Genomic DNA, 12,384 nt, shown 5'->3' on the forward strand with positions numbered 1-12,384 from the left:
GGATTTATGTGCATATATGTTATTTCCGACGATATGTACTTTGTGGCCGGGCTAAAATACTTTCTGGCGGAAAATGGCATAGCGATGCAAGGATTTAGCTATGAAGGCTGGCTAACTCAATTCCGCCCCGGTAAGTTAACAAAAGAAGATACCGTGATCATTGATATCAACTTTACTAATTGCCATACCAAACTGGGCATGGCGAAAAATATTGATTATTTCGGTATCAATATTGTTTTTATTGTCGACCTTCCCTTACAGGATGAGCATAAAGGCTTTCATCCTTACTGGCTTATCTCCAAGAAAAGCACCTTTAAAAAATACATTCCTTTATTAAAAGCCATCCCGAACTATGAAGCTTCACACTACAATCAGCTCTCCCGAAAGGAAACGCTGATCCTGAAAGAGCTGGCTTCCGGCCACTCGGCTATCTTTATTTCCCGAAAACTTAATATTTCGGTTAAAACAATTAGCTCGCATAAGCAGAATGCGGTACGCAAACTGGGGATGATGAAAATCAACGATATGGCACTGGTCTGCTATAAAGAAATTCTTAATCTTTATTCCGGCTTCAACAAGAGCTATCTGGGGTTGCGGGATCCGCCATCGTGGCGCGCAGCATCGTCGCTTTCCCGGCTACAGTAGAAAGCGGCAGAAGGTCGCCAGACCTTCTGCCAGGGTTTTACTCGCTAACGCGATAGCGCTCCAGCCAGTGTGCATAAGGCGCTGGCAGCACCCATGAAGGCTGCTCTTTTTTCAGCGCCCGCGCGGCCTGATAGGACCAGTTAGGGTTGGCCAGGTGTGCTTTACCAACCATGACCAGATCCAGCTGACCTTTCTCAACGGCTTCGTTAGCAATTAACGGCGCATCAATACCCCACGCGGAAGCCACCGGAATATCCGCTTCACGGCGCACGCGCTCGGCAACTGGCGCCAGGAAAGCGGGGCCCCACGGAATATTAGCGTCCGGCGTGGAGAAGCCGATGCTGACGCTGAGCAGATCCAGGCCGCCTTCGCGGAATTTTTTCGTCAGCGTAATCGCCTCTGTCAGCGTCTCTTCGTCACGACCGTCGTATTCAATCACGCCGAAACGCGCCGTCAGCGGCAGGTTATCCGGCCACTGTGTACGTACGGCAGCCAGCGTTTCCAGCAGGAAGCGGCTGCGCCCTTCGAAATCGCCGCCATATTGATCCTGACGCTGGTTAGCGTGCACGGAGAAGAAGCTCTGTGCCAGATAGCCATGTGCGAAATGCAGCTCCAGCCACTCGAAGCCGGCATCACGCGCGCGCTGTGCCGCCACGGCAAAATCATCGCGAACGCGGGCAATCTCTTCCAGCGTCATTTCGTGCGGCACCTGCGGCAGGTTAGCACCGAAAGCGGTAGCGGACGGCGACAGCGTTTCCCAGCCGCGCGGGTCGGTTTTCGCGATATGATCGTCGCCTTCCCACGGACGGTTAGCGCTGGCTTTGCGGCCCGCATGGGCAATCTGAATACCCGGCACCGCGCCTGCCGCCTTGATATCACGGGCGATGATCGCCAGTTTCTCAGCCTGCTCGTCGTTCCAGATACCGAGGCAGCCGGGCGTGATACGCCCTTCCGGCGCAACCGCCGTCGCCTCGACAATCACCAGACCTGCGCCGCCACGGGCCAGGCTGGCATAATGAACGCGGTGCCACTCGTTGCTCAGCCCATCTTCAGCGCTGTACTGACACATTGGCGGTACGGCGATACGGTTGCGTAACGTCACGTCTTTTAAGGTAAAAGGGGAAAATAACCCTGACATAAAAACCTCTTAATGGATGGCGGTAAAACAGGTTGCCTGATGACAACGTCATGTCGGTCGATTATTACGCCAATGCTGGCAACTTCACTAAGCGGTTAATGCTGATGCTGTACGCAGGGTGGGTATCAGCGTCAGCCGTGGTCACAGGCCGATCTTTTCCGCTTAACGCAGGCGGCTTTCCGCAGGCCAGGCAAAATCAGCAATAAATTTGGGTAACGGACTCAGACTGCTCCAAAGAGGCCTGTTCGTAAAAAATATAAAACGCCCACGTCGAATTAGCCGCGTATGGCTGATAGCCAAAAATAATAAACAGAGCGGAAAAATAATTTGAATTTTATAGTCACGGCGCGTTATCAGCAGAAACAGCATTCTCGTTTAATGGTCATAAATTTTCGCCAGAAGGCGGAAAAAATAAATATTATTTATGAGCAGCGGCAGCGGTAATAATCATCACTCTTTTAAAAAAGGCAGCCATTCTGTTACAACTTCAACAAATGTCACACTTTACCTGGCCGGGACGCATCTTTCAGGTCGTGATTTGTTGCGTAATCTCTATCATGTAGCGGGTAAATAAAAGACTACCTGATTGGCAGTGAATGAAATTCAGAGATTTTGCAGAAGAAGAAAAGCTGTTTGTTCGCAGGGCACTGGTGGCCTTTGGCGTTGTGCTGGCGGGTTTTGTCACGCTTGGCATCAATCTCTGGCATCTGCAGATTGAGCAAAATCAATACTATCAAACGCGCTCCAATCAAAACGATATCAAGATGATCCCCATCGCGCCCACGCGTGGGATTATTTTCGACCGTAACGGTACGCCGCTGGTAAAAAATGTTACCTGGTATGACATCGAAGTTGTGCCTTATAAAGTGCATGATATGAAGGCGTTACTGGCTGAACTGACGCCAATAGTCGATCTTTCTGCCGACGATATCGAGACGTTTACCCATAATCTGCACAACGCCAGCCGCTACAAGCCGGTGGTGTTGAAAACCGAGCTATCGGCGGAAGAAGTGGCCCGTTTCTCTGTTAATCAATTCAAGTATACCGGCGTCGATATCAACAGTTATGAAGATCGCCAGTACCCCTACGGCCCGGATCTGGCACACGTGGTGGGGTACGTCTCTAAAATAAACGACAGCGATTATAAAAGGCTGGATAAAGAAGGGATTAGCGAGAACTACGCCGCCGACCATAATATTGGCAAACAGGGGATTGAAGGTTATTACGAATCGGTACTGCATGGCAAAACCGGCTATCAGGAAGTGGAAGTGGATAACCACGGCCGGGTGATCCGCGTGCTGAAAGAGGTGCCGCCCGTTGCCGGTAAAAATATTTATTTGACGCTGGATCTTCCTTTACAGCAGTACGTGGAGACGCAGCTGCCAGGCCAGCGGGCCGCCGTCCTGATTGAAAATCCCAAAACCGGCGAGGTGCTGGCGATGGTGTCCAGTCCCAGCTACGATCCCAACCCTTTTGTGAAGGGCATCAGCTATAAAGCCTACAAGTCGCTGTTGGCTAATAAAGATCTGCCGCTTATCAACCGCGTAACCCAAGGGCTTTATCCGCCAGCCTCCACCGTTAAGCCTTATATGGCGATGTCGGCACTGCTGAATCACGTCATTACGCCGCAAACCAGCTTCTACGGCGCGCCGACCTGGACGCTGCCGGGCACCGAGCGCAAATACCGCGACTGGAAAAAAACCGGACACGGGATGCTGGACGTAACCCGCGCGATAGAAGAGTCGGCGGACACCTTCTTTTATCAGGTGGCCTTTATGATGGGTATCGATCGCATTCATACCATGCTCAGCCAGTTCGGCTACGGTAAATCCACCGGCATCGATCTCAACGAGGAGTACAACGGCCTGCTACCAGGCCGCGAATGGAAGCAAAAGGTGCATAAAAAGAGCTGGTATCAGGGCGATACCGTTTCCGTCGGTATCGGCCAGGGCTACTGGATTGCCACGCCAATCCAGATGGTGAAAGCGATGGCCACGCTTATTAATAACGGGCGCGTTATCCAGCCTCACCTGATGTATGAGGAAAAACAGGGTAAAAACGTCAGCCTTTGGCAGCCGACGCTGCCCGCTCAGCAGGTCGGCGATCCTGACTCGCCGTACTGGGGGATCGTACGCCGCGCCATGTTCGGCATGGCCAACGCGCCAAACGGCACCGGCTATAAATATTTCCATACCGCGCCTTACGGCATTGCGGCGAAAAGCGGCACCTCGCAGGTGTTCGGCCTGAAGCAGAATCAGATCTACAACGCCAAAACGATCCCGATCCGCCTGCGCGACCATATTTTCTATACCGCCTTTGCGCCTTTCGATAAGCCCAAAGTGGCGATAGCGCTGATCCTGGAAAACGGCGGCATCAACGGCGTCACGGCCGCGCCGCTGGTAAGAAATATTCTCGACCACATCTTCCTGCCGCCGGATGTTAAACCGATGGCCCCTACCGCCGATCCACAGAGCAACCTGACCGCGCAATAGCCCGGCCGCTAGCGCCGCAGCATAAGCTGCGGCGTGGGGCCGTGATGATAAACCTGTAGCTCGGCCCGATACCAGCGCGTCAGCGTCGGTTCGGTCATCACTTCCGCCGGCGTGCCGCTGGCGACCCGCCTGCCCTCGTGCAGCAGCAGCATACTGTCGGACCACAGCGCCGCCAGGTTCAGATCGTGCAGCACGCAGCAAACCGCCAGCTGCCCTTTACGGCTGAGCCGATGCAGCAAACGCAGCGCATGCTGCTGATGGTAGAGATCCAGCGCCGAGGTCGGCTCGTCTAAAAATAACCAGCCGCGCGGGCCATCGTCGTGCCAGAGCTGCGCCAGCGCCCTCGCCAGCTGCACACGCTGCTGTTCGCCGCCGGAAAGCCGTCGATAGTCGCGCGTGGCCAGCTCGTCGCAGCCGGTCAGCTGCATCACTTCGTCCAGCATCGACGCACTGGCTCGGCCAGGCCAGGGCGCACGTCCCATCGCCACCACCTCGCGCACGCTGAGCGGAAACTCGACGTGGCTTTGCTGCCTCATCACCGCCCTGACGCGCGCCAGCCGATCGCGCGGCCAGCTATCCAGCGCCTGGCCGTTCAGCAGGCACTGACCTGAATCCGGCGAGAGATAGCCCGTCAGCAGCCGCAGCAGCGTGGATTTCCCCGCCCCGTTCGGGCCAATCAGAGCGACCATTTCGCCCGGCGTCAGCGTCAGCGAAACCCGATCGATCAGCAGCCGCGCCCCTGAGCGGCAGGAAAGATCGAGCGCCTGTAAAGCATCAGTCATATTCGCCCTCCCGCCGACGCAAAATCAGCCATAAGAACCACGGCGCGCCCAGCAGGCTGGTCAGCAGGCCAACCGGCATTTCGGCAGGCGCCACCAGCGTGCGCGCCAGCGTATCGGCTATCAGCAGCAGTATGGCGCCGAGCAGCGCCGAAGCGGGCAGCAGCCAGCGATGATCGCCGCCGGTGCCCAGCCGGATCAGGTGCGGCACCACCAGGCCGATAAAACCGATCACGCCGCTGACCGCCACCGCTGCGGCCACCATCAGCGCGCTGAGCACCAGTACGATGCGCTGCGTGCGTTGCACATCGACGCCCAGATAGTGCGCCTCTTCATCACCCAGCTGCAGCAGATTGAGCCGCTTTGCCTGCCACTGCGTCGCCAGCAGCGCCGGCAGGATCAGCGCGGCGCTGGCCAGCACCGTTGACCACTGCGCCTGTCCCAGCGATCCCATACCCCACAGCGAAAGCTGACGCAGCTGCTGATCGTTGCCGATCCAGGAGAGCAAGCCGACCGCTGCGCCGCAGAGCGCGTTGATAGCGATGCCCGCCAGCAGCAGGCGAGAGAGCGTGGTGCGGCCGTGACGGCTGAGCAAAAAAATCATCAGGGTCACGGCCAGGCTGCCGACAAAGGCGGCCAGCATCGGCCACCATAAAGCCAGCACGGCAGGCAGCGTCAGCGGCATCACTACGGCCAGCGCCAGCGCCAGCGACGCGCCGCTGCTGATCCCCAACAGGCCGGGATCGGCCAGCGGATTGCGAAACAACCCCTGTAGGGTCGCGCCGGAAACCGCCAGGGCGCTGCCGACCAGCACCGCCAGCAGCACGCGCGGCAGGCGGATAGTCCACCAGATCTGCCAGACCAGGCTGTCGGCGGACGCCTGCCAGACCATCGGCAGCGACAGCCGCATCGCGCCCATGCTGGCGGCAAAAAGCGCCGTCGCCACCGTCAGCGCAAGCATGATCCCCAGCCCGCGCGACGTCATTTTCCTCATGGCAGCGTCGCTTCCGCCGCTTTACGCAGTTTGCCGATAGCGCCCGGCGTTTGCAGACCAAAGCCCAGCAGCGCCATATCGTCCACCACCAGCAGGTTGCGCTGCTTGCCCGCAGGCGTCAGCGCCAGTCCCGGCAGCTGCCAGATACGCTCTTCATCGCCCATCGCCTTCAGGCCGTCTTTGCCAATCACCACCAGCTGCGGCGCGCTGGCCACGATACCTTCCTGGGTCAACGGCTGGTAGCGCGGCACCTGCCCCATGGCGTTAATCAGCCCCGCGCTGCGAATGGCGCTGTCCGCCGCCGTCTCCGTTCCCGCCGCCATCGCCTTCATGCCGCTATGATTAAGGATAAACAGCACTTTGACCGGCAGCGGTTTTTTCGCCATTGCGGCCAGCTGGCTGTCCAGCCTGGCGTCCAGCGCTTTGCCTTCCTCTTCTTTATGCAGCGCGCCTGCAACGGTAGCGATTTTTTTATGGATCGCCTGGAGCGTCGGCTCGCCCGTTACCGTGACCACCCTGACCCCGGCCTGCTCAACCTGCTGTAAGGCCAGCGAGGGTTTAGCCAGCTCGCTGGCGATAACCAGCGTGGGCCGCATCGCCAGGATGCCTTCCGCATTCAGCTGACGCATATAGCCCACGTCCGGCAGTTTGGTCGCCAGCGCGGGCCGCAGGCTGGTGGAGTCCCGTGCTACCAAAGTTTGCTGGGCGTCCAGCGCGTAGACAATCTCAGTGACGTCGCCGCCGATCGTTACCACTCGCTCTTCCGCCATCAGCGCAAAAGGCAGCGCCAGCAGCGCTATCAGCCACAGCCTCATACCGTCGCTCCTTGCTTCGTCAGCCCGGCGATCTGCTCGCGCCAGCGCGCCTGTTCCGGCTGGCCCTCGGTGCGCTGACCAAACAGCTGGGCGATCTGCGTGCCGTCGGCGGCAAACAGCTCCAGGCTGGTGACAAAGCCGTCAGCCGTGGGCTTACGGGTGATCCAGCTTTCCGCTATGCGATCCGCCATCAGATGCAGCGTAAAGGTGGGATTGAAAATGTTCAGCCAGTTTTCCCTCCATACCGGCTTCTCCACCACGCCGGTAAAGATCTGCACGCAGCCGCGATTGCCGACGAAAATCATGATCTCGTTGCCGTCCTGGCTGGCCTGCCGTAGCAGCTCGCCGGGCGCGCTGTTGTCCACCCGCTGCGCCAGATCGTCGGGAACGGCGTGGAAAGCCTGCTGGCGCGAAACGCCGTGGCGGTTCAGCAGGCCGAAAAACTGGTGCACGTTAGTCATCGCCCGCCATTCCTGTTCAATAGCCGCGCTGTCCGGCTGCGGACTAACGCTGGCAGGCGTCACCGGGATCACCTCCAGCTCCGGCGTTTCCATCAGGCGATAGTCGGCGATCAGCGCCTGCCAGGCCGCCATATCGGTGTTGGGCGTGGCGTAAATTTTCAGTACCGCGTCGCCGTGCGCGTCAAAAATCTGAATGCTGTGACGTTCGCCGCGCGCCGTCTCCTCACGCAACGCATAGGCGCTTTTCCAGCGCTGCGGAAAGATCCGCTGGTCCAGCGCGCGTGGGTTCAGAACCAGCCCGGCGTGGCCGCCCAGATGCAAATTCTCGTAGCGGCCAATTTGTTCATGCACGGCAAAGGCGTTGCGGGTAATCGATTTGGTTTCGCCCACCGCTTCCAGCGCGGCCAGCAGCGCACTGAAATCCGGCCGCAGCGCCGCCGCGTCGAAAGCGGTGCGGGCATGGGTCAGCTCGGCTTCGCTGACGTCCAGCAGCGCGGCCAGGTCGCGGGCGTATTTTTTCGGGTGGTCGGCTTTAAGCTGCCTGTAACGTTGTAAAAGGTTCATCGCTTGTTCTCCATTAAGCCCCGCGCGCGGGGCAAAGTTGCCTTAACTGTGAAACCGGCATTACCGCTACGCCATTAAGCCTCGAGCGCGGGGCAAAGTTAAGGCGGTCAGAAATCCACATTGACGCCCAGCTGGAAGGTGCGGCCCGGCATCACCGCCAGCGCTTTATCAAAGGCATCCTGTCGCGTGCTTTCCGTCAGGTTGCGGCTGCTCAGGTAGTCCCAATATTTACGATCGGTCAGGTTATAGATACCGCCGCTGACGCGCACGTTTTTCGCCGCCTGCCACCAGGCGGTCATATCCACCATGCCGTAACCCGGCACGCGGCTGTATTCCTCGTCCGACCCGGCCAGCGCCGCGCCGCTGTTGCTGTAGCTTTCGCGATTGGTTTCGGTCGCCCGCTTGCCCTTAACAAAGGTCGCCGTTACCGCAGCGCCGTAGACTTTTGCCGGATCGTCCCAGGCTACGCCCACTATCGCTTTGACCGGCGCCACGCTGTCTAAATCGACATAGCTGTCGCCAGCGTAGCTGGATTTTGATTTGCCTTCGCTGTAACCCAGCGCAAAGGTGGCGCTCAGGCCGTTAACCTCGCTAAACCAGCTGCCGACATCAAGCCTGGTGCTAAGCTGGCCGCCCCAGATAAAAGCTTTATCACGGTTTTCTGCCTGATAGATAGTGTAAATATTCGACGGCACCCGGCTGAACTTCGCCGGACTGCCGGCGCGCGTGTAGCGGGTATAGGCAATAAAGTTGTCGTAGGTGTTGTAGAACATGGCGGCATTCAGCGATACGCCTTTCGCCGCCTCGCCTTTCAGCCCCCACTCCAGGTTATCGCTGGTTTCCGTTTTTAACGCGCTGTTGCCGATCAGCGCGTACTGCGCGGATCCCGCATAGCTGGAGCCAAGATTCCAGGAGCCGTACAGCTGGCTGGCGTTGGGGAACTGCGCGCCGCGCTTGTAGAGCACATACGTCATCAGATCCGGCGTCAGCTCGTAGTTCAGGCTCAGCGATGGCAGCACCTGCGTATCGCTATTTTTCTGCCCGTAAAGCTTTTGCAGATCCGCTTCGGTAATAGCCGTGCTGCCGGTGGCCAGGCTGCTCAGGTTTTGCGGCCTGATGCTTTGGTAAGCGATACGCACGCCCGGCACCGCGCTGAAGTCGTGACCGTTCAGATCGAAGTGGATTTTATCCTGAAGGTAACCGCCCGCCAGATAGCCGCGGCTGTCGGCCTGCGGCTGCATGATGACGCTGTACTGGCTGGGCGCAGGCGTCTGACGGAAGGGCCGCTGCGTGTCGGTGACGGTCGCGTTCAGGCCGCCGCTCAGCTCGTGGCGTCCCAGGGTTTTTATCAGCCGGGTTTCCACGCCCCGGATATCCACATTGTAATCGGAATAAACCCGCTCCATCGCCGTCGCGCTGGCAGGCATCAGGGTATTGTCGTGCGCCTGCGTCTGCTGGTAATAAAGCCGGGAGGTCAGGCTGTCGAGCAAATCGCTGGTCGGCGTCCACTCATCCTTCAGGCTGATGCCCCAGCGGCGGGTATTGCTTTGCTGCTGCGCGGTTCCCCAGATGGTGTTGCCGCTGCTGTCCCACGAGTCGTAATGGGTGTGGTTGGTTTTGTCATAATAATCGACGGTGCCGGTCAGCTTGTGCTCGTCGTTGGGCTGCCAGATGCCGGAAGCCAGCAGCGCGTTTGAATGCCAGTTGGCCGGATAAGCCGCCAGCGTATCGCTGTTATTGCGCGTTTGCTGGCCGTCGCGACGGCTGTAAACGAACATGCCGCGCAGCGTGGCATCGCCTGCCGCAGCGGTTATGCCGTTGTGCCAGCTGCGGTTGGCGGAGTCGTAGTCGGACCGATAGCCGAAATAAGTCGATTTATAGGGCGACAGGTAGTCATCTGCCGATTTCGGCAGGAAGGAGACCGCGCCGCCAATGGCGTTGTTGGCTTTTTCCGTAGAGGTCGCGCCGGATTCGATCTCTACCAGGCCGTAGAGATAAGGATCGATATAATCGCGGCCAATGCCGAAGGTGTTCAGACCTGCGCGGCTGGCGTAGCTGCGCCCGGCCGCTTCCGGCTGCGGAATGCCGTCCACCTCCAGCCCCACGCGGTTGCTTTCCAGGCCGCGAATGTTGTAGCCGGTATAGCCGCCGCGATCGAAACCGCTTTTGCCCGCGCCCGATCCGCCGCTGGCACCGGTCGCGCCGATCAACGGTTCATAACGCATTACCGAGCCGAAGTCGTTAGCCCCTTTTTTTTGCATTTCCGCTGCGGTGAGGGTGGTCTGGCTGCCCGCCTCTTTTACCTGTCGGGGCGCGGTGACCACCATCTGTGGTTCGCTGTGCGTGTCGGCAACGGTCAGCTGCTCATTTGCGGCACGCGCGTCCGCCGCCTGCGCACCTGATGATAAACCGGCCGCCGCCAGTGCCGTAAACAGCACGGAACGATGGAAAATTCCCTGAGAATACTGATTCTTGTACATGCTGGTAAGCCTTTTTCTTTATTAGTATCGACTCACATCACTGCCAAAAGCGTTACTGACGCCCGCCGCGCCTGGTATAGTCGATCCCTGACCTCAATAAATGCGAATGATAATCATATTGATTTATGTTATCAACAATCTCCATAAAGAATTCACAATCCGGGAAAAGGCAAGCAGTCGCGGGCTTGACAGCGCCTCTCACCGACCAGAAGATGGTGCTCCCCTTTTTTTCCGGACTACGCTAATGACAACGCCTGCCATCACTATTCACTACTGCTCCCAATGCAACTGGCTGCTGCGCGCGGGCTGGATGGCGCAGGAGCTGCTGCATACTTTTGGCACCGATTTAGCTTCGGTCACGCTGGTGCCGGGCACGGGCGGCATCTATCAAATTGCCGTTGACGGTCATCTGCTGTGGGATCGCAAAGTGGATGGCGGCTTTCCGGAAGTGAAAGAGCTGAAGCAGCGCGTGCGGAACTACTGTTTTCCCGAGCGGGATTTGGGTCATATAGACAGATAGCCAGCCGAATAAAGCGCCCTGCGCTAACGTTTTGACGGGCCATCCACGCGGCCCGGCTTGTTTATCCCTGCCGCTACACGGTAAACTCAGCGCCTTCCGGCGGCACGCTGCCAGCCGGCAATAATAACTACTCTTGCCTGCCCTGCCCTCATCGTCCCCGTCACGCGTTGTGCACAGGTTTTAGCCTCTCTTATTAAGACTTTTTATGACTATTGAAAACCCAACTTCCCCTGCGGCGCGCGCCGTCGGCCCGCTGCTGTTTGCCCTGGCGCTGGGCGCCTTCGCCATCGGCCTGAGCGAATTTGTGATCATGGGCCTGCTGCCGCAGGTCAGCGCAGCGATGCACGTCAGCCTGGCCGAAGGCAGCCGTTTTATCAGCTACTACGCGCTGGGCGTGGTGATCGGCGCGCCGCTGTTTTCCCTGAGCACCGCGCGCCTTAGCCGCAAGCATCAGCTGATGATTTTTATCACGCTATTTTTAGGCGGCAACGTCAGCAGCATGCTGGCGGACAGCGCCCACGCGCTGGTGATTTCCCGTTTTATTAGCGGCCTGCCGCACGGCGCTTTTCTTGGCGTGGCGGCGCTGGCGGCCGCTTCGCTGGTGGAAGAAAACCGGCGCGGTCAGGCGGTGGGCAAAGTCATGCTCGGCCTGACGCTGGCCTCATTGCTGGGGAATCCCGCGGCGACGCTGCTGGGCGAACACCTGGACTGGCGCTGGGCCTTTGCCTGCGTGTCGCTGCTGTCGCTGGCCGATGCGCTGCTGATTTTTAAACTTTTCCCACAGCAGCATGAGGAAGCGCAAAGCTCGCCGCTGAAAGAGATCCGCGGGCTGGCGAACAGCCGCATCTGGCTGACGCTGGGCATCGCGGCTATCGGCTTTGGCGGCATGTTTGCCGTGATCAGCTATATCACGCCGATCCTGACGCTGGCCGCGCACCTCTCTACGCTCTGGCTGCCGGTGGTGCTGTTCGCTTTTGGTCTGGGCATGGTGTTGGGCAATCTGGCTGGCGGCAAGCTGGCCGACCGCAAAATCATGCTCTCTATTTTTTGTATTCTGGCCTGGAGCGTGCTGGTGCTGACCCTGTTCCCGCTGATGGTCTCTTCCGTCAGCGGCCTGCTGCTGGGGGCTTTCCTGATCGGCACCAATCTGGCGCTGTGCGCGCCGCTACAGGTGCGTCTGATGCAGGTGGCCGGAAAAGCGCAAACGCTCGCCGCGACGCTGAATCACTCCGCCTTTAATATCGCCAACGCGCTGGGTGCGTTTCTGGGTGCCTGGGTGGTGCAGCAGGGCTATCCGATGACGCAGACCGCCAGCTATGGCGCCGTTCTGCCGCTGATGGGGATGGTGATCTTTGCTTTCGCCCTGCTGAAGGAAGTGGCCGACCGTAAAAAAAGCGCGATTGGCGCCACCGATTTGATTTAAAAGATGGCGTGATCGGGTTCCCTGAATGTTTAAGTGACGTCCGCTTTGTGGGAGCGGACGTCATGGGAAAATC

Annotated in this window: 10 protein-coding genes; 4 read left to right on the plus strand and 6 right to left on the minus strand. The window is 58.6% G+C overall.

Translation table 11 applies throughout. The features are described 5' to 3' along the window. The first annotated feature begins 6 nt into the window (after nt 1-6). A complete protein-coding gene (locus AB6T85_RS16980; RefSeq protein WP_369896242.1) occupies nt 7-645 on the plus strand; it encodes a helix-turn-helix domain-containing protein in 639 nt (212 codons plus the stop codon). Nucleotides 646-682: 37 nt separating this feature from the next. Here AB6T85_RS16980 and AB6T85_RS16985 read toward each other — a convergent pair whose 3' ends face one another. Continuing rightward, entirely contained in the window at nt 683-1,783 is a 1,101-nt protein-coding gene (locus AB6T85_RS16985; protein ID WP_253458406.1) for an NADH:flavin oxidoreductase/NADH oxidase, read from the minus strand. A 596-nt stretch (nt 1,784-2,379) separates the two neighbouring features. Between AB6T85_RS16985 and mrdA the strand changes: the two genes are divergently transcribed. Then, nucleotides 2,380-4,275, plus strand: a complete 1,896-nt coding sequence (gene mrdA / locus AB6T85_RS16990) for a penicillin-binding protein 2 (RefSeq protein WP_253458402.1) — start codon at nt 2,380-2,382, stop codon at nt 4,273-4,275. A gap of 8 nt (nt 4,276-4,283) precedes the next feature. Here the strand turns inward: mrdA and AB6T85_RS16995 are convergent, their stop codons facing one another. The 5 genes from AB6T85_RS16995 to AB6T85_RS17015 all read right to left on the minus strand — a co-directional run bounded on the left by AB6T85_RS16995 (nt 4,284) and on the right by AB6T85_RS17015 (nt 10,368). Continuing rightward, a complete protein-coding gene (locus tag AB6T85_RS16995; protein WP_301250605.1) occupies nt 4,284-5,057 on the minus strand; it encodes a heme ABC transporter ATP-binding protein in 774 nt (257 codons plus the stop codon). Next, complete coding sequence (locus tag AB6T85_RS17000; RefSeq protein WP_301250606.1) at nt 5,050-6,048, minus strand: FecCD family ABC transporter permease; 999 nt, start codon at nt 6,046-6,048, stop codon at nt 5,050-5,052. The genes AB6T85_RS16995 and AB6T85_RS17000 overlap by 8 nt, the downstream gene beginning before the upstream one ends. Continuing rightward, nucleotides 6,045-6,863, minus strand: coding sequence for a heme/hemin ABC transporter substrate-binding protein (locus tag AB6T85_RS17005; protein ID WP_253458396.1), 819 nt, complete (start codon nt 6,861-6,863; stop codon nt 6,045-6,047). The genes AB6T85_RS17000 and AB6T85_RS17005 overlap by 4 nt, the downstream gene beginning before the upstream one ends. Further along, on the minus strand, nt 6,860-7,888 hold the full coding sequence (locus AB6T85_RS17010; protein WP_301250607.1) for a hemin-degrading factor: 1,029 nt from the start codon (nt 7,886-7,888) through the stop codon (nt 6,860-6,862). The genes AB6T85_RS17005 and AB6T85_RS17010 overlap by 4 nt, the downstream gene beginning before the upstream one ends. A gap of 107 nt (nt 7,889-7,995) precedes the next feature. After that, nucleotides 7,996-10,368 (minus strand): TonB-dependent receptor domain-containing protein, encoded by a 2,373-nt coding sequence (locus AB6T85_RS17015; RefSeq protein WP_369896243.1) that lies wholly within the window; start codon nt 10,366-10,368, stop codon nt 7,996-7,998. A 244-nt stretch (nt 10,369-10,612) separates the two neighbouring features. Here AB6T85_RS17015 and AB6T85_RS17020 point away from each other — a divergent pair, with 244 nt between their 5' ends. Together AB6T85_RS17020 and AB6T85_RS17025 are read left to right on the plus strand one after the other, a co-directional pair. After that, nucleotides 10,613-10,888: an Rdx family protein gene (locus tag AB6T85_RS17020; protein WP_253458390.1), complete on the plus strand. Its 276-nt coding sequence runs from the start codon at nt 10,613-10,615 to the stop codon at nt 10,886-10,888. Between the two features lie 205 nt (nt 10,889-11,093). Then, nucleotides 11,094-12,311, plus strand: coding sequence for an MFS transporter (locus AB6T85_RS17025; protein ID WP_369896244.1), 1,218 nt, complete (start codon nt 11,094-11,096; stop codon nt 12,309-12,311). The last annotated feature ends 73 nt before the right edge of the window (nt 12,312-12,384 follow it).

Origin of the sequence: Erwinia aeris (genome assembly GCF_041224955.1) — a bacterium.
In the GTDB taxonomy this organism is placed as follows: Bacteria; Pseudomonadota; Gammaproteobacteria; order Enterobacterales; family Enterobacteriaceae; genus Erwinia; species Erwinia aeris.

What these genes read in the sequence shown, in the direction of transcription:
- AB6T85_RS16980 (WP_369896242.1), top strand. Translation starts at nt 7, where the DNA reads ATGTGCATATATGTTATTTCCGACGATATGTACTTTGTGGCCGGGCTA.
- AB6T85_RS16985 (WP_253458406.1), bottom strand. Translation starts at nt 1,783, where the DNA reads ATGTCAGGGTTATTTTCCCCTTTTACCTTAAAAGACGTGACGTTACGC.
- mrdA (WP_253458402.1), top strand. Translation starts at nt 2,380, where the DNA reads ATGAAATTCAGAGATTTTGCAGAAGAAGAAAAGCTGTTTGTTCGCAGG.
- AB6T85_RS16995 (WP_301250605.1), bottom strand. Translation starts at nt 5,057, where the DNA reads ATGACTGATGCTTTACAGGCGCTCGATCTTTCCTGCCGCTCAGGGGCG.
- AB6T85_RS17000 (WP_301250606.1), bottom strand. Translation starts at nt 6,048, where the DNA reads ATGAGGAAAATGACGTCGCGCGGGCTGGGGATCATGCTTGCGCTGACG.
- AB6T85_RS17005 (WP_253458396.1), bottom strand. Translation starts at nt 6,863, where the DNA reads ATGAGGCTGTGGCTGATAGCGCTGCTGGCGCTGCCTTTTGCGCTGATG.
- AB6T85_RS17010 (WP_301250607.1), bottom strand. Translation starts at nt 7,888, where the DNA reads ATGAACCTTTTACAACGTTACAGGCAGCTTAAAGCCGACCACCCGAAA.
- AB6T85_RS17015 (WP_369896243.1), bottom strand. Translation starts at nt 10,368, where the DNA reads ATGTACAAGAATCAGTATTCTCAGGGAATTTTCCATCGTTCCGTGCTG.
- AB6T85_RS17020 (WP_253458390.1), top strand. Translation starts at nt 10,613, where the DNA reads ATGACAACGCCTGCCATCACTATTCACTACTGCTCCCAATGCAACTGG.
- AB6T85_RS17025 (WP_369896244.1), top strand. Translation starts at nt 11,094, where the DNA reads ATGACTATTGAAAACCCAACTTCCCCTGCGGCGCGCGCCGTCGGCCCG.